This is a genomic window from Mycobacterium sp. E342, from assembly GCF_001667665.1.
In the GTDB taxonomy this organism is placed as follows: Bacteria; Actinomycetota; Actinomycetes; order Mycobacteriales; family Mycobacteriaceae; genus Mycobacterium.
Map to the genome: position 1 here is coordinate 64,589 of NZ_LZJM01000125.1, position 18,269 is coordinate 82,857.

The following is an 18,269-nucleotide window of genomic DNA, read 5'->3' on the forward strand; positions in this document are numbered from 1 at the left end:
CAAGACGGAGCCGCTATGCCGCGATTCACGCCGTCTATCGGCGCTGGCAGCGCGGGGTTCGGTGGCGTCGATAGTCAGGGATTATCGGTCGTGAGCGAACCACTATTGGACGGGCGGTAAGGCCGCCGTGCATGGTTCGAGCAGATGCTTATCGAGACGAGGGCGAAAGGGACCGCGGCATGAGGACGACGAGGCCGGAAGAGATCATCGGCGGCACGGGCTCAGCCCAGACACCGGGGCCGCGCATCACCGATCTGGTCGAGGAGGCGGGGCGCCGATCCCCGGAGGCGCCCGCGCTGGTCGTCACCTCCGATCGGGTGCCGGTCAGCTACCGCGATCTGCTCCGGCTGGCCGACGACCTCGCGGGGCAGCTGGCCCGGGGCGGGCTGCGCCCGGGCGACCGCGTCGCCCTGCGCTCCGGAAGCAACGCCGAGTTCGTCGTCGGGCTGCTGGCGGCTTCCCGGGCCGGCCTGGTCGCCGTCCCGCTGGATCCGGCCCTACCGGTCGGGGAGCAGCGCGCTCGCAGCGAGGCCGTGGGCGCCAGGGCGGTCCTCATCGACGGCGCGGCACCCGCCGGCGACGAGGGACGGCACCTGCCGTGGTGGCCACTCGCGGTGACGCCCGGCGGCGCGGGCGGTGCTCCGACCGTCGACGTGGACACCACCGCCGGCCCCGCACAAGAGTTTTCGACGCCGGAGGGCCTGCGAGACGACGACGCCATGATCATGTTCACCGGCGGAACCACCGGGGTGCCGAAGATGGTTCCGTGGACCCGCGGCAACATCGCCGGCTCGGTGCACGCCATCATCGCCGGATACAGGCTCGGCCCCCGGGACGCCACCGTGGCGGTGATGCCGCTCTACCACGGTCACGGGCTGCTCGCCGCGCTGCTGGCGACCCTGGTGTCCGGAGGCACGGTGCTGCTGCCCGCCCGCGGACGGTTCTCGGCGCACACCTTCTGGGACGACATCGACGCCGTCCGCGCCACCTGGTACACCGCGGTCCCGACGATTCACCAAATCCTGTTGGAGCGGGCCGGCACCGACCAAGCGGGCAACCCCGCGTTGCGCTTCATCCGCAGCTGCAGCGCCCCGCTCACCGCCGAAACGGCGCAGGCGCTGCAGGACACCTTCTCGGCCCCGGTGGTGTGCGCCTTCGGCATGACCGAGGCCACCCACCAGGTGGCGACGACCGAGATCGGCCACACCGAAAACCCCGCCGCCACGCCGGGTCTGGTCGGTCGGTCGACCGGGCCGGAGATCCGGGTCGTCGGGCCCGACGGGCGGCCCGTGCCGCCGGGGGAGGTCGGCGAGGTGTGGCTGCACGGCCCCACCGTGGTCCGGGGCTATCTCGGCGACCCGGCGATCACCGCCGCCAATTTCACCGACGGGTGGCTGCGCACGGGTGACCTGGGAACCCTGTCGGCGGCCGGCGAGCTGGTCATCCGCGGCCGGATCAAGGAACTCATCAACCGGGGCGGAGAGAAGATCTCCCCGGAACGCGTCGAGGGCGTGCTCGGCAGCCATCCCGGCGTGCTGGAGGTGGCCGTCTTCGGCATGCCCGACACGCTGTACGGCGAGACGGTGGCCGCGGTGATCGTCCCCCGGGGATCCGTCGCACCGAGCCCGGACGAACTGGAGTCGTTCGCCCGCGACCGGCTCGCGCCCTTCGAGGTGCCGGCCAGTTTCCAGCAGGCCGCGGAGCTACCCCACACCGCGAAAGGGTCGCTGGACCGCCGCGCCGTCGCCCAGCGGTTCGGGAGCGGGGCGTGACGGTTCAGACGGTGGCCTTCATCCGGGTGGCCGCGGCCTCCGGCATGGGTTCGTAGCGGGCGAAGGTGCGGGTGAACGACGCGGCCCCGTGGGCCAGTGAGCGCAGGTCGATCGCGTAGCGCGTCAACTCGACCTGGGGCACCTCCGCCCTGACCAGCGTGCGCTCGCCCGCGGTCTCGGTTCCGAGCACCCGGCCGCGACGACCGGACAGGTCGCCCATCACCGCGCCGACGAAGTCGTCGGGTACCAGCACCGAAATCTCGTCGATGGGTTCGAGCAGGCTCACCTTCGTCGCCGCGGCCGCCTCGCGCAACGCCAGGGCCCCGGCCATCTGGAACGCGAAATCCGAGGAGTCGACGCTGTGCGCCTTGCCGTCGAGCAGCGTGACCCTGATGTCGACCACCGGGTAGCCGGCATGCACGCCCTTCTCCATCTGCGCGCGCACGCCCTTCTCCACGCTCGGGATGAACTGCCGCGGCACCGCCCCGCCGACCACCTTGTCGAGGAACTCGAATCCGGCGCCCTCCGGCAGCGGCTCCACTTCGATGTCGCACACCGCGTACTGGCCGTGCCCGCCCGATTGCTTGACGTGCCGGCCGTGGCCTTTCGCCTTGCCGCCGAACGTCTCGCGCAACGGGACCCGCAGCTCCACGGTGTCCACGGTGACGCCGTACCGGTTGGCCAGCGCGTCGAGGACGACGCCGGCGTGGGCTTCGCCCATGCACCACAACACGATCTGGTGGGTCTCGGGGTTCTGCTCGATGCGCAGCGTCGGGTCCTCGGCGGCCAGCCGGCCCAGCCCGACCGACAGCTTGTCCTCGTCGGTCTTGGCGTGCGCCTGGATCGCGACCGGCAGCAGGGGTTCGGGCATCGTCCACGGCTTGAGCACCAACGGCTCCGCCTTGTCTGAGAGGGTGTCGCCGGTCTCGGCGCGGCTCAGCTTGCCGATCGCGCAGATGTCGCCGGCCACCACGGCCGCGGCGGGCCGTTGCTGCTTGCCCAGCGGAAAGGACAGGGCGCCGACGCGTTCGTCTTCGTCGTGGTCGGGATGCGTGCTGCCGTTCCCGTTGACCGAGCCGAAGAACGACGCAAAATGGCCCGACACATGAACCGTCGTGTCGGGCCCGATGGTCCCGGAGAACACCCGGACCAGGCTGAGCCGTCCGACGTAGGGGTCCGACGTCGTCTTCACCACCTCCGCGAGCAGGGGCGCGCCGGGATCGCAGGTCAGCGTCGCGTGCGGGGCGCCCTGTGGCGTGAATACCTCCGGGAGCGGGCGTTCCATCGGCGAGGGGAAACCGCGCGTGGCGACCTCGAGCAGCTCACACGTGCCGACGCCGGTGCTGCTGCACACCGGGATCACGGGGAAGAAGGAGGCCCGGGCGACGGCCCGCTCCAGGTCCTCGATGAGCACCGCCTCGTCGATGGACTCACCGCCGAGGTAGCGATCCATCAGCGACTCGTCCTCGGACTCCTCGATGATGCCTTCGATGAGGGTCCCGCGGGCCTCCTCGATTCGGGCGGCGTCGGACGGATCGGGTGGCTGGGTGGTCCGCCGGCCGCCGGCGTATCGGTAACGCGTCTGCGACAGCAACCCGATCAGGCCTTCGCAGGACGGCATGCCGGTCGGCAGGTAAAGCGGTAACACCTTGTCGCCGAACGCGTTCTGCGCGGCCGCCAGCGCCTCGGAGTAGTTGGCGCGGGTGTGGTCGAGCTTGGTGATCACCACGGCGCGGGGCATGCCGACCTGATCGCATTCCTGCCACAGCGATTTGGTGGGTTCGTCGACACCCTCGCTGGCCGCGATCACGAAGAGCGCGCAGTCGGCGGCGCGCAAGCCGGCCCGCAGCTCGCCGACGAAGTCGGCGTAGCCGGGCGTGTCGACCAGATTGATCTTGATGCCGTCGTGCGCCAGGGAGGCAATGGCGAGGCCGACCGAGCGCTGCTGGCGGATCTCGGCGTCGTCGTAGTCGCAGACGGTGCTGCCGTCGGTCACCGAGCCCGCCCTGGTCAGCACCCCTCCGGCGACCAGCAGCGCCTCGACCAGGGTGGTCTTGCCGCCGCCCGAGGGCCCTACGAGGACGATGTTGCGCACCTCGCCGGGACCCTTCGCGATCGGAGCGGCCGCCGCGCCCTGGGCAGCGTTCGCCTTGTCCGCCATGACGTTCCTCCAGTTCTCCCCGGCCGCATCACCGCTGGGGCGCCCCAGCGCGGTGTGTCCTGGCTCACAGGGTCCGTACGCAACTTTTCCCCCAACCGGGGCCCAACACAAGGCCACGGGCCGGCCACAATTGCGTCGGCCCGACGGGAAGCCGGGGTTGCCGTCAGGCGTGCCAGCTGGACCAGCGGTGCACCGCGACCGCGATCACGGGACCGTCCAGCGAGACCGACTGATACTGGGGGTATTTGGCCCGCAGGAGCCGGTAGGCGGACGCCATCGCCGCCCCCTCGGTGTGGACGGTGGCAGCGCCGTCGGCCCGCACCCACCACAGCCGCGTCCAGTCGTCGGCGTAGTGGTCGACGAGCAGGCTCACGTGCGGGTCGTTCTCGATGTTGGCCAGCCGCCGCAGCCGCCGCGTCGTCTTCGGTTTCGCGTCGACGGCGGTGTACACCACGTTGGGGGAGTCCTCGGCGACGGCGAATACCACCGGAACCAGGTGGGGGAGGCCGGCCGGCGTGATCGTGGCGAGCCGGGCCACCGGCGATTCGCCGAACCTGGCCTTGGCGTCGAATCCGCCCACCGTGTCAGCCTAGGCGCCGGTCATCCGGGCGGGCGGGAAACCATCGTGGCTGATGAGAACCTCGCCCCTGCCGTGGATAGCTACCTGCATTACGGTTATATACACACGATTGTGCCGCCCAGAACCGCAAGGCCGGGACAGTTCGGTGTTTTCCGCGACGCAGGAAGGGTGACGGGATGAGCAAATCGCACCACCGCTCGGTGTGGTGGTCATGGTTGGCGAGCGTGCTGGCCGTGGTCGGGCTGGGCCTCGGCTGGGGCTTGGGTCTGGGCACCGCCCCGGCGGTCGCGTCGCCGATCCCCCGGCCGCAGGCTCCAGTCGATGCGGCGGCACTGGTCGGCCAGGTCGGGCCGCAGGTGGTCAACATCAACACCAAGTTCGGCTACAACAACGCCGTGGGCGCCGGCACCGGCATCGTGATCGATCCCAACGGCGTCGTGCTGACCAACAACCACGTCATCTCCGGCGCCACCGACATCAGCGCCTTCGACGTCGGCAACGGCCAGACCTACGCCGTCGACGTGGTCGGTTATGACCGCACCCAGGACATCGCGGTGCTGCAACTGCGCGGCGCCGCCGGGCTCCCGACGGCCGCCATCGGCGGCGGGGTCAGTGTGGGCCAGCCGGTCGTGGCCATGGGCAACGCGGGTGGCCAGGGCGGAACACCCAGCGCCGTCTCGGGCAAGGTCATCGCGCTGAACCAGAGCGTGTCGGCGACCGACACCCTGACCGGTGCCAACGAGTCGCTCGGCGGCCTGATCCAGGCCGACACGCCGATCAGGCCCGGGGACTCCGGCGGACCGATGGTCAACAACGACGGGCAGGTCGTCGGCGTGAACACGGCCGCCACCGACAACTACAAGATGTCGGGCGGGGGACAGGGCTTCGCCATTCCGATCGGCCACGCGATGGGCGTGGCCGGGCAGATCAGGTCGGGCGCCGGCTCGAACACCGTGCACATCGGCCCGACGGCGTTCCTCGGTCTGGGCGTCACCGACAGCAACGGCAACGGCGCGCGCGTCGAACGCGTGGTCACCGGCGGTCCCGCCGCGTCGGCCGGGATCTCGCCGGGTGACGTCATCACCGGGGTCGACAACGTCGCGATCACCGGGGCCACGTCGATGACGGACGTCCTGGTCCCGCACCACCCCGGCGACAACATCACGGTGCAGTACCGCTCCGCCGGCGGCGGCGAACGCACCACGAACGTGACGCTGGGCGACGGGCCGCCGGCCTGACACCTGCACCGACGATGCGCGCTGGGGGGGCAATTCGGTTGTCGCCAAGCGTCTTTCGTCGCATGCCGGTGGGCGTGATTCCGAATGTCACGCCTCGGGTACACGTGGCATCGTGGATTTGATGAACGACGCAAGAGAAGCGGTCGAGCACCATCCCGCAGGGGGCAGTCACGTTCAGGACGGTGTCGTCGAGCACCCGGAGTCCGACGACTTCGACAACGCCGCCGCCCTGCCCACCGACCCGACGTGGTTCAAGCACGCCGTTTTCTACGAGGTGCTGGTGCGGGCGTTCTTCGACGCCAACGCCGACGGGTCGGGTGACCTGCGCGGACTCCTGGGACGCCTGGACTACCTGCAATGGCTGGGCATCGACTGCATCTGGCTGCCCCCTTTCTACGATTCGCCGCTGCGCGACGGCGGCTACGACATCCGGGACTTCTACAAGGTGCTGCCCGACTTCGGCACGGTGGAGGACTTCGTCGCGTTGCTCAACGCCGCGCACGAGCGGGGCATCCGGGTCATCACCGACCTGGTGATGAACCACACCTCGGATTCACACCCCTGGTTCCAGGAGTCGCGGCACGACCCCGACGGCCCGTACGGCGATTTCTACGTGTGGAGCGACACCAGCGAGAAGTACACCGACGCCCGGATCATCTTCGTCGACACCGAGGAGTCCAACTGGACCTTCGACCCGGTGCGCAAACAGTTCTACTGGCACCGGTTCTTCTCCCACCAGCCGGACCTGAACTACGAGAACCCGGCCGTGCAGGAAGCCATGATCGACGTTCTCCGGTTCTGGCTGGGCCTGGGCATCGACGGGTTCCGGCTGGACGCGGTGCCCTACCTCTTCGAGCGGGAGGGCACCAACTGCGAGAACCTGCCCGAGACGCACGCCTTCCTCAAGCGCGTGCGCAAGGTCGTCGACGACGAGTTCCCGGGCCGGGTCCTGCTGGCCGAGGCCAATCAGTGGCCGGCCGATGTCGTCGAGTACTTCGGCGACACCAGCACCGGCGGCGACGAATGCCACATGGCGTTCCACTTCCCGCTGATGCCGCGCATCTTCATGGCGGTTCGCCGGGAGTCGCGCATTCCGATCTCGGAGATCCTGGCGCAGACGCCGGAAATCCCCGACATGGCGCAATGGGGCATCTTCCTGCGCAACCACGACGAGCTGACGCTCGAGATGGTCACCGACGAAGAGCGCGACTACATGTACTCCGAGTACGCCAAGGACCCGCGGATGAAGGCGAACGTCGGCATTCGGCGCCGCCTGGCACCGCTGCTGGACAACGACCGCAACCAGATCGAGCTGTTCACCGCGCTGCTGCTGTCGCTGCCCGGCTCGCCGGTCCTGTACTACGGCGACGAGATCGGCATGGGCGACGTGATCTGGCTGGGTGACCGCGACGGTGTGCGCACCCCGATGCAGTGGACACCGGACCGCAACGCCGGCTTCTCCAAGGCCAACCCGGGCCGGCTCTACCTGCCGGCCAGCCAGGACTCGGTGTACGGCTACCAGGCCGTCAACGTGGAGGCCCAGCGCGACACCTCGACGTCGCTGCTGAACTTCACCCGCATGATGCTGGCCGTGCGGCGCCGCCACGAGGCGTTCGCGATCGGCACGTTCGAGGAGCTGGGCGGCTCCAACCCGTCGGTCCTGGCGTTCGTGCGCCAGGTGCCCGGCGGCGGGGACACGGTGTTGTGCGTCAACAATCTCTCGCGGTTCCCGCAGCCGATCGAGCTGAACCTGCAGCACTGGAGCGGTTGCACGCCGGTGGAACTGACCGGGCACGTCGAGTTTCCGCGGATCGGGCACCTGCCCTACCTGCTGACGTTGCCCGGACACGGTTTCTACTGGTTCCAGCTGACCGCATGTGAGGATGAGGAGGAGCGGCGCTGATGACTGAGCCCGCCAAACTGCCCTGGTCGGACTGGCTCCCACAGCAACGGTGGTACGCCGGACGTAACCGGGAACTGACCTCCGCCGAGGCCGCCGTCGTCGTCCCGTTCCGCGATGACCTGGACCTGGTCCTGGTCGACGCCCAATACGCGGACGGCTCGTCGGAGCGCTACCAGGTGATCGTGCGCTGGGATATCGCGCCGGTCTCCGAGTACAGCACGGTCGCCACCATCGGCGCCGCCGGCGACCGCACCGGTTTCGACGGCCTGTACGACACGGACGCCCCGCAGTACCTGCTGTCGTTGATCGACTCGTCGGCGGTGCGCACGGCATCCGGCACCGAGGTGCGGTTCGTCAAGGAACCCGGCGTCACGCTGCCCCTGGAGGCGTTGCCGCACGTCTCGGACGCCGAACAGAGCAACACCAGCGTCATCTTCGACCGCGACGCCATCTTCAAGGCGTTTCGCCGGGTCAGCAGCGGCATCAACCCCGACATCGAGCTGAACCGGGTGCTGGGCCGCGCCGGCAACCCGCACGTCGCCCGGCTGCTCGGCACCTACGAGATGGCCGCCCCCGACGGCACGGCCGACGACGCGTGGCCGCTCGGCATGGTGACCGAGTTCGCGTCCAACGCCGCGGAAGGGTGGGCGATGGCCACCGCCAGCGTGCGCGACCTGTTCGCGGAGGGCGACCTGTACGCCCACGAGGTCGGCGGCGACTTCGCCGGCGAGTCCTGTCGGCTGGGCGAGGCCGTGGCATCCGTGCACGCCACCCTGGCCGAGTCCCTCGGCACGGCGCAGTCCGCCTTCCCGGTCGACACCGTGCTGGCGCGGCTGTCGTCGACCGTGGCGAAGGTGCCCGAGCTGCAGGAGTACGCGTCGACCATCGAGGAGCGGTTCTCCAAGCTGGCCGGTGAGGCGATCACCGTCCAGCGGGTGCACGGCGACCTGCACCTCGGCCAGGTGCTGCGAACCCCGGAAAGCTGGCTGCTGATCGACTTCGAGGGCGAGCCGGGCCAGCCGCTCGATGAGCGCCGGGCCCCGGATTCACCGCTGCGCGACGTGGCCGGCGTGCTGCGGTCGTTCGAATACGCCGCGTACGGACCGCTGGTGGACCAGGCGGACGACAAGCAACTGGCCGCCCGCGCCCGCGAATGGGTCGAGCGCAACCGGACCGCGTTCTGCGAGGGGTACGCAGCCGCGTCGGGGGTCGACCCGCGCGATTCGGCCGACCTGCTGGCCGCCTATGAACTGGACAAGGCCGTGTACGAGGCCGGCTACGAGGCGCGGCACCGCCCGCACTGGTTGGCTATTCCGCTGCGTTCCATCGCCCGGCTCACCGCCTCTCATAGCAAACTCTGATGATCTGCGAGTAACGCGGGCTTCTGGAACCATGTCCGTGTGAATAGCGAGATCTTCGACAGCGAGGCGCGGTTGTCCTGGGTGCTGGCGGCGCTGGCCGGCATCATCGGGGCGATCTCGTTCACCCACTCCGCGGGATACTTCGTGGTCTTCATGACAGGGAACGCGCAGCGCGGGGTGCTGGCGTACTTCAGCCACCAACCGTGGCTCGCCGCGAGCGCCGGGCTGCTCATGGTGGCGTTCCTCGCCGGCGTGGTGATCGCCTCCATGTGCCGGCGGCACTTCTGGGTGGACCACCCGCACGGCCCCACCGTGCTGACCACCGTCAGCCTGGTGGCGGCGGCGGTGGTCGACGTCTTGGACGAAGGGTGGGAGGAGAACTTCCTCGACTTCGCGCCGATCGTGTTGATGGCGTTCGGCACCGGCGCGCTGAACACGTCGTTCGTCAAGAACGGGGAAGTGTCGGTTCCGCTGAGTTACGTGACCGGAACGATGGTCAAGATGGGCCAGGGCATCGAGCGCCACCTGGCCGGGGGGAAAGCCGCGGACTGGCTCGGTTATTTCCTGCTGTTCGCCAGTTTCGTCGTGGGCGCCGCGATCGGCGGCTTCATCAGCGTCGTGGTCAACGGGACCTGGATGCTGGTGTTCGCCGCGGTGGTGTGCGCGCTGACGACCATCTACACGTACTTTCACCAGGATCGCCGGGCGCTGTTGAACGACCGGCAGGACAAAAAGCATCGGCAGCAGCGCTGACCGGTGCGCTGCTGCCGATGCTGGCTTGGCGGTTTCAGGCCGCCGGTTGTGCCGGCTGTGCCGGTTGGGCCGGCTGGGCGGTGGTGTTGCTGGCCAGCAGCACCTGCTGGATGTCGGGCTTCATCGCCACCAACTGCTGGTTCCAGTAGGGCCACGAGTGCGTGCCGTTCGCCGGGAAGTTGAAAGTCCCGTTGCGCCCGCCCGCAGCGACGTAGCTGTTCTGGAACTGCTGGTTGGTGCGCAGCGTGAGGCCCTCCAGGAACTTGGCCGGCATGTTGTCGCCGCCGAGGTCGCTGGGCGTCCCGTTGCCGCAGTAGACCCAGATCCGGGTGTTGTTGGCGACCAGCCGCGGAATCTGGACCATCGGGTCGTTGCGCTTCCACGCCGGGTCGGTCGACGGGCCCCACATGCTGTTGGCGTTGTAGCCGCCCGAGTCGTTCATCGCGAGCCCGATCAGCGTCGGCCACCAGCCCTCGGACGGGTTGAGGAAGCCCGACAGCGAGGCGGCGTAGGGGAACTGCTGCGGGTAGTACGCGGCCAGGATCAGCGCCGAGCCGCCGGACATCGACAGGCCCACCGCGGCGTTGCCCGTCGGTGAGACCTGCTTGTTGGCCTGCAGCCACAGCGGCATCTCCTGGGTCAGGAAGGTCTCCCACTTGTAGGTGTAGTTCTGCCCGTTGCCCGACGACGGCTGGTACCAGTTGCTGTAGAAGCTGGACTGGCCGCCGACCGGCATCACCACCGACAGGCCGGACTGATAGAACTCCTCGAAGGCGGGGGTGTTGATGTCCCAGCCGTTGTAGTCGTCCTGGGCGCGCAACCCGTCGAGCAGGTACACCGCGTGCGGTCCGCCACCCTCGAACTGCACCTTGATGTTGCGCCCCATCGACGGTGACGGCACCTCCAGGTACTCCACCGGAAGCCCCGGCTTGGAGAACGCCCCCGCGGTAGCCGAGCCGCCGGCCGCGCTGACGAGGCCGGACATCAGGGCAGCCCCCATGGCCGCGACCGCCAGCTGACGCGGCATGGTTGCCGCGGCGCCACGCAACTTCCGCAACTCTGAAAAGAACTTCATAGCCCTCTACCCATCCCAACTTTCATCTGCCGCGTGCGGCGGTCGAATCTGTTCGCTGGGCAGTGAAACACGCGGAGAGGGCGCAAATCGCCTGTCGCGGCCGGAGCTTCAGATCGCGGTTGGCTAACGATTGGGAGTCGGCGGGGAATCGTTGCTAACTGATCACGATTGGCTACCGAGGGTGTAACTAGGCGACGAGCCGGCGCAATAGCGTTGATGCCGCGGCGATTCCGAGCACGGCGGCCACCGCCAGCACGACGATGTCCATCGGGTTGAAGGGCATCCCGATGAGCAGTCCACGTAGGGCGTCGACCTCGTAACTGAGCGGGTTAACCCTGCTCAGCACCCGCAGCCAGGCAGGCATCACGTCCACCGGGTACAGCGCGTTCGAGGCGAAGAACAACGGCATCGTGATGGCCTGGCCGATCCCCATCAGGCGATCGCGGCTGCGCACCAGGCCGGCCAGCGTCATCGACAGGCAGGCAAAGAACGCGGCGCCCAGCATGACGACGGCCATCGCCGCGACAATCCGCAGGGGGTTGACCGTCAGCCCGACATTCATCAGGTACGCCAACGCCATGACACCGACGACCTGGGCGACCGAGCGCACACCGGCCGCGAACGCCTTGCCGGTGATGAGCGCCGACGCCGGGGCCGGTGTCACCATCAGCTTGGCCAGTACGCCCGCGTCGCGATCCCAAATGATCTGTATCCCATAGAAGATCGAGATGAAGAGCGCCGACTGGGCGATGATCCCCGGCGCCAGGAAGGCCTGGTATGACACCGATCCCGTGCGGATGACGTGCAAATGGCTGAAGGTGGTCCCGAAGATCAACAGCCATAACGCCGGCTGCACCATGCGGGTCACGAGCTCGGTCCTGTCGTGCTGCAGCTTCTGCAGCTCGATGATCGCGAACGCGCCGATGCGGCTGGACACGGCACCCACCCGCTGCCATCCGCGCGGCGCACGAACCAGGGTTGCCGGCATGACGCTATCAACCGACACGGCGCGCAACCTTTCTGGCGGAACGGATTTCGCGGAACGAACCCGTCGACTCGGAGGAGGCCGGCTCGTCCTGCAAGCCCGAGTCGGCATAGTGGCGGAACACGTCCTCGAGCGTCGCCCGCGGCGAAACGGTGGATTTCAGCTTGGCGGGTGTGCCCACCGCCCGCAACTCGCCGTGGTGCATGAGCGCGACCCGATCACACAGCGCGTCGGCCTCCTCCATGTAGTGGGTGGTCAGCAGCACGGTCATCCCGAACTGCGCCTGCATCTTCTGCACCTGTGTCCAGACGCCGTCCCGCGCAATGGGATCCAGCCCGACCGTCGGTTCGTCGAGCACCAGCAGCGACGGGCGGTTCACCAGCGCCTGTGCCACCTCGAGGCGCCGAACCATGCCGCCGGAGTAGGCCGCGGCCAGCCGATCGGACACGTCGAGCAGGTCCATGGCGGCCAGCGCCTGCCCGACCCGGTCGGAGCGCTCGGCCCGGGGCACACCGTAGAGCCGCGCGAACCACTCGACGTTCTGGCGGCCGGTCAGCGCGGGCTCGATCGAGAGCTGTTGCGGGACATAGCCGATATTGCTGCGAATGTCGGTAGTTTGGCGGCGCGCGTCCAGCCCGAAGATCCGCAACTCACCCTGCTGCACCGGCGCCAGCGTGGTGAGCATCCGGACCATGGTCGTCTTGCCGGCGCCGTTCGGGCCTAAAAGGCCCATGGTTTCGCCGGGGCGCACCTGCAACGTCACGTCGTTGACGGCGGTGAAGTGGCCATACCGATAGCTCAGGTGCCTTGCGTCGATGGCCATCGGCAGTGATCCGCTCATGACCGTCGCTCCTGCAGTATCCCGGTCATCATCTCTATGACCTCCAATCCTCTTGTCAAAGCCTCGATTTGATCGTCGTCGAGTTCGGCGAGCACGTCGGCCAACGCCTCTCGCCGCGCCGCCCGAGACGTGTCGACGAGCTGCTGGGCGGGCTCGGCCAGGTGCAACCGGCCGACCCTGCGGTCGGTCTCGCCGACGGTCCGGACGAGCAAACCCCCGGACACCAGCTTGGAGACCAGGGTTGACGCGGTGTTGGGAGCCAGTCCGAGCTCGGCGGCGGCCGCGTTCACCGAGATGCCGGGTTGGCGGCCCACCAGCCACAACAGCTCGGACTGCGATTCGCTGAGTCGCGCCGAGTCGAAGCCGCGGCCGGCGGACCGTCGCAGCTGCCTGCGAAACCGGCCGACGACGCGAAACACCTCGGTGACCACATCGGTACTCGTCCGCACTTCTCCAGAATACCTCTGTAGCCGAGCTATTTATGTGCGGACGCTGTGCGCCGGTTATGTATCGGCTACGTCGAAAGTCGATGCAGGACGACGTCGGTGACGGCCCCCTCGTCGACGGAGGCGGTCATATAGGTGCAGAACGGCTGCCGGCGGCGATCGGTCGGCGAGCCCGGATTGAGCAGCCGCAGGCCGGTCCCGCAGGTGGTGTCCCAGGGGATGTGGCTGTGCCCGAACACCAGGATTTGGGTGGTGGGGTACAGCCGCGACATCCGCGCCTCACGCCCGGCCGCGGCGCCCGTCTCGTGCACCACCGTGAAGCGCACACCCGCCAGGGTCACATCCGCGCGTTCCGGCAGGCGCGCGCGCAACGCGGGACCGTCGTTGTTTCCCCAGCAGGCCACCAGTCGGGCCGAACGGCTCTCCAGCTCGTCCAGCAATTCTGGTACCACCCAGTCGCCGGCGTGCACGACGACGTCGGCCGCATCCACTTCATCCCACACCCGCGCGGGCAGGTCGCGTGCGCGGTTGGGGACGTGGGTGTCCGAAATCAGCAGTAGCCGCACAGCCCCATCTTGCGCCGGTGGTTGTCACCCCGGCGTCGAAGCCATGGCTTTCTCGCGCCGGGTGGCGAGTGCGTCGGTCTCCTCACCGAGAAGAAGGGAGCGAACCAGGCGACGCGGACCGAAGGGCCGCAGCATGGAACTGGCGGGCCGCGGGCGCACTCGTATCGGCCACCAGAACCACCGCCCGAGCAGCGCGGCGATCGACGGCGTCATCAACGACCGCACGATCAACGTGTCGAACAGCAGGCCGAGACCGATCGTGCTGCCCGCCTGGCCGATCGAGCGCAGATCGCTGGCGACCATCGACATCATGGTGAAGGCGAAGACGAGCCCCGCCGTGGTGACGACCCCACCGGTCTCGCCCATGGATCGAATGATGCCGGTCTTGAGGCCGGCGCCGATCTCCTCCTGGAACCGCGACACCAGCAGCAGGTTGTAGTCCGAGCCGACGGCCAGCAGGATGATCAACCCGAACACCGGCGCTATCCAGTTCAAATCCAGGCCGAAGAGGTGTTGCCACACCAGCACCGAAAGCCCGAAGGCGGCGCCCAGCGACAGCAATACCGTCCCGACGATCACCAGGGACGCGACCAGAGCCCGCGTGATGATCACCATCACGACGAAGATCAGCGTCAACGCCGCGAGTCCCACGATCAGCAGGTCGTAGTGCGAGCCGGACTGGATGTCTCGGTAGATGGCCGCCGTACCGGCGAGGTAGAACTTGGCCCCGGTCAGGGTCGTGCCCTTCACCGCCTGATGCGCGGCGGCCAGTTCCGGCATGACGGCCGAGATGCCCGCCGGGGTGGCCGGATCCGCATCATGGGTGATGATGAAGCGCGCGGCCTTTCCGTCCGGAGACAGGAAGAGCTTCAGACCGCGCTGGAAGTCGGGATTCTGAAAGGCCTCCGGCGGCAGATAGAAATAGTCGCCACTACGCGATGCGTCAAAGGCCTGCCCCATCGCGCTGGCCGTGTCGGTCATCTGAGCCATCTGCGTGACCAGGCCCGAGAAGCTGCTGTGCATCGTGAGCAGAGTCCCCTGCATGGATTTGGCGACGGCGATCATCGGCGGGAACTGCGCGGCCATCTGCGGGATGATCGCGTCGACGTTGTCCACGTCCTTGATCAGCGTGCTCATGTTCTCGCTGAACTTGTCCACCCCGTCGATCGCCTCGAACACCGACCTCGTCGCCCAGCAGACGGGGATGTTGTAGCAGTGTTGTTCCCAGTACAGATAGCTGCGGAGCGGTCGCGCGAAGTCGTCGAAATCCGCCAGATGGTCCCGCATTTCGTCCAGCGTGGCCTGCATGTCGCGCATATCGCCGGCCATCTGGTGCGTCGCGCTGCTCATCTGACCGAGCAGGCCTTGCATCCGCTGCATTGAGCCGATCATCGCGCCGAGGTCATCACTCATCTTCAGCATGTCCGCCGTGCGGTCCCTCATGAATTGCAGGTTCTGCTGGATGGGAATCGCCTGGGCACTGATCTGGAACGGTATGGACGTGTGCTCGATCGGCCCGCCCAATGGCCGGGTGATGCTTTGCACCATCGCGATTCCCGGTGACCGGAAGATGTCCTTGGCGAGCCTGTCCAGGATGATCATGTCGCCGCTGTTTCGCATGTCGTGATCGCTCTCGATCATGAGGATGTCGGGGTTCATCGTCGCGGCGCTGAAATGGCGTTCGGCGGCTGCGTATCCAATGTTCGACGGCACGTTCTGGGGGGTGTAGTAGCGGTCGTTGTAGCTGATCTTCATGCTCGGCATGATGAGGATGCCGACGATGGCGATGACCAACGACGCCGCGAACACCGGGCCCGGCCAGCGCACCGTCGCGGTGCCGATGCGCCGCCACCCGCGGGTCTTGATCATCCGGCGCGGGTCGAGCAGCCCGAACCGGGTAGCCACGGCGACCACGGCCGGGGCCGCGGTCATGGCCCCCGCGACGACGACGAGCAGCCCCAGCGCGGACGGAATGCCCAGCGCCTTGAAATACGAAAGGCGCGCCAGGTGCAGGCAGAAGGTGGCCCCCGCGATCGTCAACCCCGAGCCCAGGATGATGTGCGAGGTCCCGCGAAACATGGTGTAGTAGGCCGTTTCCCGGTCCTGCCCCGCCTGCCGCGCCTCCTGGTAGCGCCCGATCAGGAAGATCGCGTAGTCGGTTCCGGCCGCGATCGCCAACGAGGACAACATGGCGACGACGAACGTCGAGAACCCCAACAGCTCGTAATTCCCGAGAAGCGCGACAAGCCCCCTCGCCGTGCCCATTTCAAAGCCGACCATCACCAGAACCAGCAGCACCGTGCTGACGGACCGATAGGCGATGAACAGCATGATCATGATGACCACGCCCGTGACGCCCATCATCTTGAACATGCTCTTGTCGGCGGACTCGTTCATGTCCGTCGTCAGCGGCGCCGGGCCGGTCACGTAAACCTTGAGCCCGTGGGGCGGATCCGACTTGTCGACGATCTTGCGCACCGCGTCGACGGATTCATTGCCCAAGGTGCTGCCCTGGTTGCCGGCCAGGTTGAGCTGGACGTAGGCGGCTTTGCCGTCCTTGCTCTGGACGCCGGCGGCGGTGAGGGGGTCCCCCCACACGTTCTGGACGTGCTGCACGTGCTTGGGGTCGTCCTGCAGCTTGCGCACCAGGCCGTCGTAATATCGGTGCGCCTCGTCGCCGAGTTGCTTATCGTTCTCGAGGACGATCATCGCGATGCTGTCGGAATCCGACTCGTGGAAAGTCGCGCCCATCCGTTTGGCGGCGATCATCGCCGGTGCATCCTGCGGGGACATGGTCACCGCGTGCTTGCGGGCGACCGACTCGATCGGCGGCACAAGCACGTTCAGGGCAACGGTGAGCAGCAGCCAGCCGATGATGATCGGCCACGCGAAGGTGCGGACGAACCGCATGAACCTCGGGCGGGTGTCGGTGTCGGTGTTCATGCGGCCTTCACCAGACAGGAAATTTGGGCGTGGTGCCCGGCCGAGGACTGCTCGTCCTTGACCACGCCGTTGACGGTGATGCGGCACCCGAGTTTGTCGCTATCGCCCTGCGCCACCACGTTCGCGATCACCGCGGGCACCGTCGTGGTGATCGTGAAGCTCCAGGGGAGGTTGGTGAAGTTGGCCTGTGCCGGCTGTGCGTTCTTGTCCAAGTAGCTCACGCTTCCCGTCGTGCCGCTGGGCCCGTAGATCTCGTATGTCACCTGCTTGATGTGTGAGGGCTCGAGGGGCTGGGCGCTGCTGCCGGTCGCGGTGAAGATCTCTTCGGAGCCGAAGACGCCGCGGAGCCGATCGACGGCCACGCCGCCGAGGGCAACCGCTACCACGACGACGAGCGGTACCCAAGCCCGCCTCAGAAACGTGGACACTGACGTTTCCTCTCCCTCGTGACCTGGTCCTCCGGTATGGAGTCTCGGCCCGCGTCACCGCAGCCAATAGGGCCATTCGGCCCGCAGTTGAGGGTCAGCAGGCACAGGTCCCACGCCAACGCGTGACCGGATGCCCGCGAGTCCCCGTTCCACCCGCGGCTCCATTAGTACCATACCCCCTGGGGTATCAACAATCTCGCCGTAATGCCCCCTGGGGTATGGTATGAAGGAGTGATGGAAGAAGAAATTCACGTCGGTTCGCCGCTTCCGGCCGATGTCGCCGGGCACGACCCCGCCGACATGGATGCCGTCCTCGCCCGGTTACGGCGGGCTCACGGCCAGCTCGGCGGCGTCATCGCGATGATCGAGCAGGGCCGCAGCTGCAAGGATGTGGTTACGCAGTTGGCCGCGGTGTCGCGGGCGCTGGATCGCGCCGGATTCAAGATCGTCGCCTCCGGTCTGCGCGACTGCATCACCCGGCCGGAGGGTAGTCCCACTGACAGGCCCGGCCTATCGATCGACGAGCTGGAAAAACTGTTCCTGAGCCTGGCCTGACGACCGGCCTCTCTGAAAAGGGGATGAGCAATGGACCCCGCCGACAAGGGTCGAGCTGGATCGAAAGTCACGCTGTGGCTGGACCCGGTGTGCCCGTTTTCGTGGAACACCGCGCGTTGGCTCCGCGCCGTTGCCGAGAAGACCGACGTGTCGGTCGATTGGCAGCTGATGAGCCTGGCGGTGCTCAACGAGGGGCGGGAACTCCCGCCCCCACAACAGGCGCGCATGCGCGACTCCCGGAAGGTCGGCCGGCTGATGGCCGCCGTGGCGCGGGAAAAGGGTGCCGCCGGGTGGGCCGCCGCCTACTTCGCCTTCGGTGAGCGATACATCGATCGCTCGGAGCCCCTCGACGACAGCCTCGTCGCCCATGTCTTGACCGCGGCGGGCGTGCGCGACACCACCCCCGGGGCGATCTCGGACGAATCGCTGGACGAGCCCGTGCGGCGAGGGCACCAGGCGGCACAGGATGCGCTCGGCGACACCGGGGGCAGTCCGATCCTGCAGGTCGACGGGCATGCGTTCTTCGGGCCGGTCCTGACCGCGGTACCCGGCGAAGAGGACTCGATCGCATTGTTCGACGCGGTCGCGACATTGGCCGCGGTTCCCCAGTTCGCCCAACTGCAACGGCCGCGCAACGCGGGCTGACGCCCGCCGCGACCGAG

Annotated in this window: 16 protein-coding genes; 7 read left to right on the forward strand and 9 right to left on the reverse strand. The window is 67.9% G+C overall.

The annotated features are described in order from the left end of the window. The first annotated feature begins 179 nt into the window (after nt 1-179). A complete protein-coding gene (locus A5692_RS08045) occupies nt 180-1,772 on the forward strand; it encodes a FadD7 family fatty acid--CoA ligase (RefSeq protein WP_068054392.1) in 1,593 nt (530 codons plus the stop codon). A 4-nt stretch (nt 1,773-1,776) separates the two neighbouring features. Here the strand turns inward: A5692_RS08045 and A5692_RS08050 are convergent, their stop codons facing one another. Both A5692_RS08050 and A5692_RS08055 read right to left on the reverse strand, forming a co-directional pair. Further along, nucleotides 1,777-3,933: an elongation factor G-like protein EF-G2 gene (locus A5692_RS08050; RefSeq protein WP_068054394.1), complete on the reverse strand. Its 2,157-nt coding sequence runs from the start codon at nt 3,931-3,933 to the stop codon at nt 1,777-1,779. Nucleotides 3,934-4,096: 163 nt separating this feature from the next. Next, nucleotides 4,097-4,513: a TIGR03668 family PPOX class F420-dependent oxidoreductase gene (locus A5692_RS08055; protein ID WP_068054396.1), complete on the reverse strand. Its 417-nt coding sequence runs from the start codon at nt 4,511-4,513 to the stop codon at nt 4,097-4,099. A 176-nt stretch (nt 4,514-4,689) separates the two neighbouring features. On the opposite strand from A5692_RS08055, the gene A5692_RS08060 reads away from it, so the two are divergent. From A5692_RS08060 to A5692_RS08075, 4 genes are all read left to right on the forward strand, one after another. Beyond that, entirely contained in the window at nt 4,690-5,751 is a 1,062-nt protein-coding gene (locus A5692_RS08060) for a S1C family serine protease (protein ID WP_068054399.1), read from the forward strand. A gap of 121 nt (nt 5,752-5,872) precedes the next feature. Further along, nucleotides 5,873-7,654: a maltose alpha-D-glucosyltransferase gene (gene treS, locus A5692_RS08065; protein WP_068054511.1), complete on the forward strand. Its 1,782-nt coding sequence runs from the start codon at nt 5,873-5,875 to the stop codon at nt 7,652-7,654. Then, complete coding sequence (locus A5692_RS08070; protein WP_068054402.1) at nt 7,654-9,015, forward strand: maltokinase; 1,362 nt, start codon at nt 7,654-7,656, stop codon at nt 9,013-9,015. Before treS ends, A5692_RS08070 begins: the two co-directional genes overlap by 1 nt. 39 nt (nt 9,016-9,054) lie before the next feature. Continuing rightward, nucleotides 9,055-9,768 (forward strand): YoaK family protein, encoded by a 714-nt coding sequence (locus A5692_RS08075; protein WP_068054405.1) that lies wholly within the window; start codon nt 9,055-9,057, stop codon nt 9,766-9,768. 34 nt (nt 9,769-9,802) lie between these two features. Here the strand turns inward: A5692_RS08075 and ag85C are convergent, their stop codons facing one another. From ag85C to A5692_RS08110, 7 genes are all read right to left on the reverse strand, one after another. Further along, complete coding sequence (gene ag85C / locus A5692_RS08080; protein ID WP_068054408.1) at nt 9,803-10,843, reverse strand: diacylglycerol acyltransferase/mycolyltransferase Ag85C; 1,041 nt, start codon at nt 10,841-10,843, stop codon at nt 9,803-9,805. Nucleotides 10,844-11,030: 187 nt separating this feature from the next. After that, complete coding sequence (locus tag A5692_RS08085) at nt 11,031-11,849, reverse strand: ABC transporter permease (protein WP_068054514.1); 819 nt, start codon at nt 11,847-11,849, stop codon at nt 11,031-11,033. Beyond that, nucleotides 11,839-12,669 (reverse strand): ATP-binding cassette domain-containing protein, encoded by an 831-nt coding sequence (locus A5692_RS08090; protein ID WP_068054411.1) that lies wholly within the window; start codon nt 12,667-12,669, stop codon nt 11,839-11,841. Before A5692_RS08090 ends, A5692_RS08085 begins: the two co-directional genes overlap by 11 nt. Continuing rightward, nucleotides 12,666-13,118 (reverse strand): MarR family winged helix-turn-helix transcriptional regulator, encoded by a 453-nt coding sequence (locus tag A5692_RS08095; protein ID WP_082962459.1) that lies wholly within the window; start codon nt 13,116-13,118, stop codon nt 12,666-12,668. Before A5692_RS08095 ends, A5692_RS08090 begins: the two co-directional genes overlap by 4 nt. 65 nt (nt 13,119-13,183) lie before the next feature. Next, complete coding sequence (locus A5692_RS08100; RefSeq protein ID WP_068054417.1) at nt 13,184-13,681, reverse strand: metallophosphoesterase; 498 nt, start codon at nt 13,679-13,681, stop codon at nt 13,184-13,186. A gap of 24 nt (nt 13,682-13,705) precedes the next feature. Then, on the reverse strand, nt 13,706-16,624 hold the full coding sequence (locus tag A5692_RS08105) for an RND family transporter (RefSeq protein ID WP_068054420.1): 2,919 nt from the start codon (nt 16,622-16,624) through the stop codon (nt 13,706-13,708). Then, nucleotides 16,621-17,052: an MmpS family transport accessory protein gene (locus A5692_RS08110; RefSeq protein WP_068054423.1), complete on the reverse strand. Its 432-nt coding sequence runs from the start codon at nt 17,050-17,052 to the stop codon at nt 16,621-16,623. Before A5692_RS08110 ends, A5692_RS08105 begins: the two co-directional genes overlap by 4 nt. A 234-nt stretch (nt 17,053-17,286) precedes the next feature. Between A5692_RS08110 and A5692_RS08115 the strand changes: the two genes are divergently transcribed. Continuing rightward, nucleotides 17,287-17,607 carry a metal-sensitive transcriptional regulator gene (locus A5692_RS08115; RefSeq protein WP_068054425.1) on the forward strand — a complete coding sequence of 107 codons (321 nt, stop codon included), beginning with the start codon at nt 17,287-17,289 and terminating at the stop codon, nt 17,605-17,607. A 30-nt stretch (nt 17,608-17,637) separates the two neighbouring features. Continuing rightward, entirely contained in the window at nt 17,638-18,252 is a 615-nt protein-coding gene (locus tag A5692_RS08120) for a DsbA family protein (RefSeq protein WP_068054428.1), read from the forward strand. Nucleotides 18,253-18,269 lie beyond the last annotated feature (17 nt).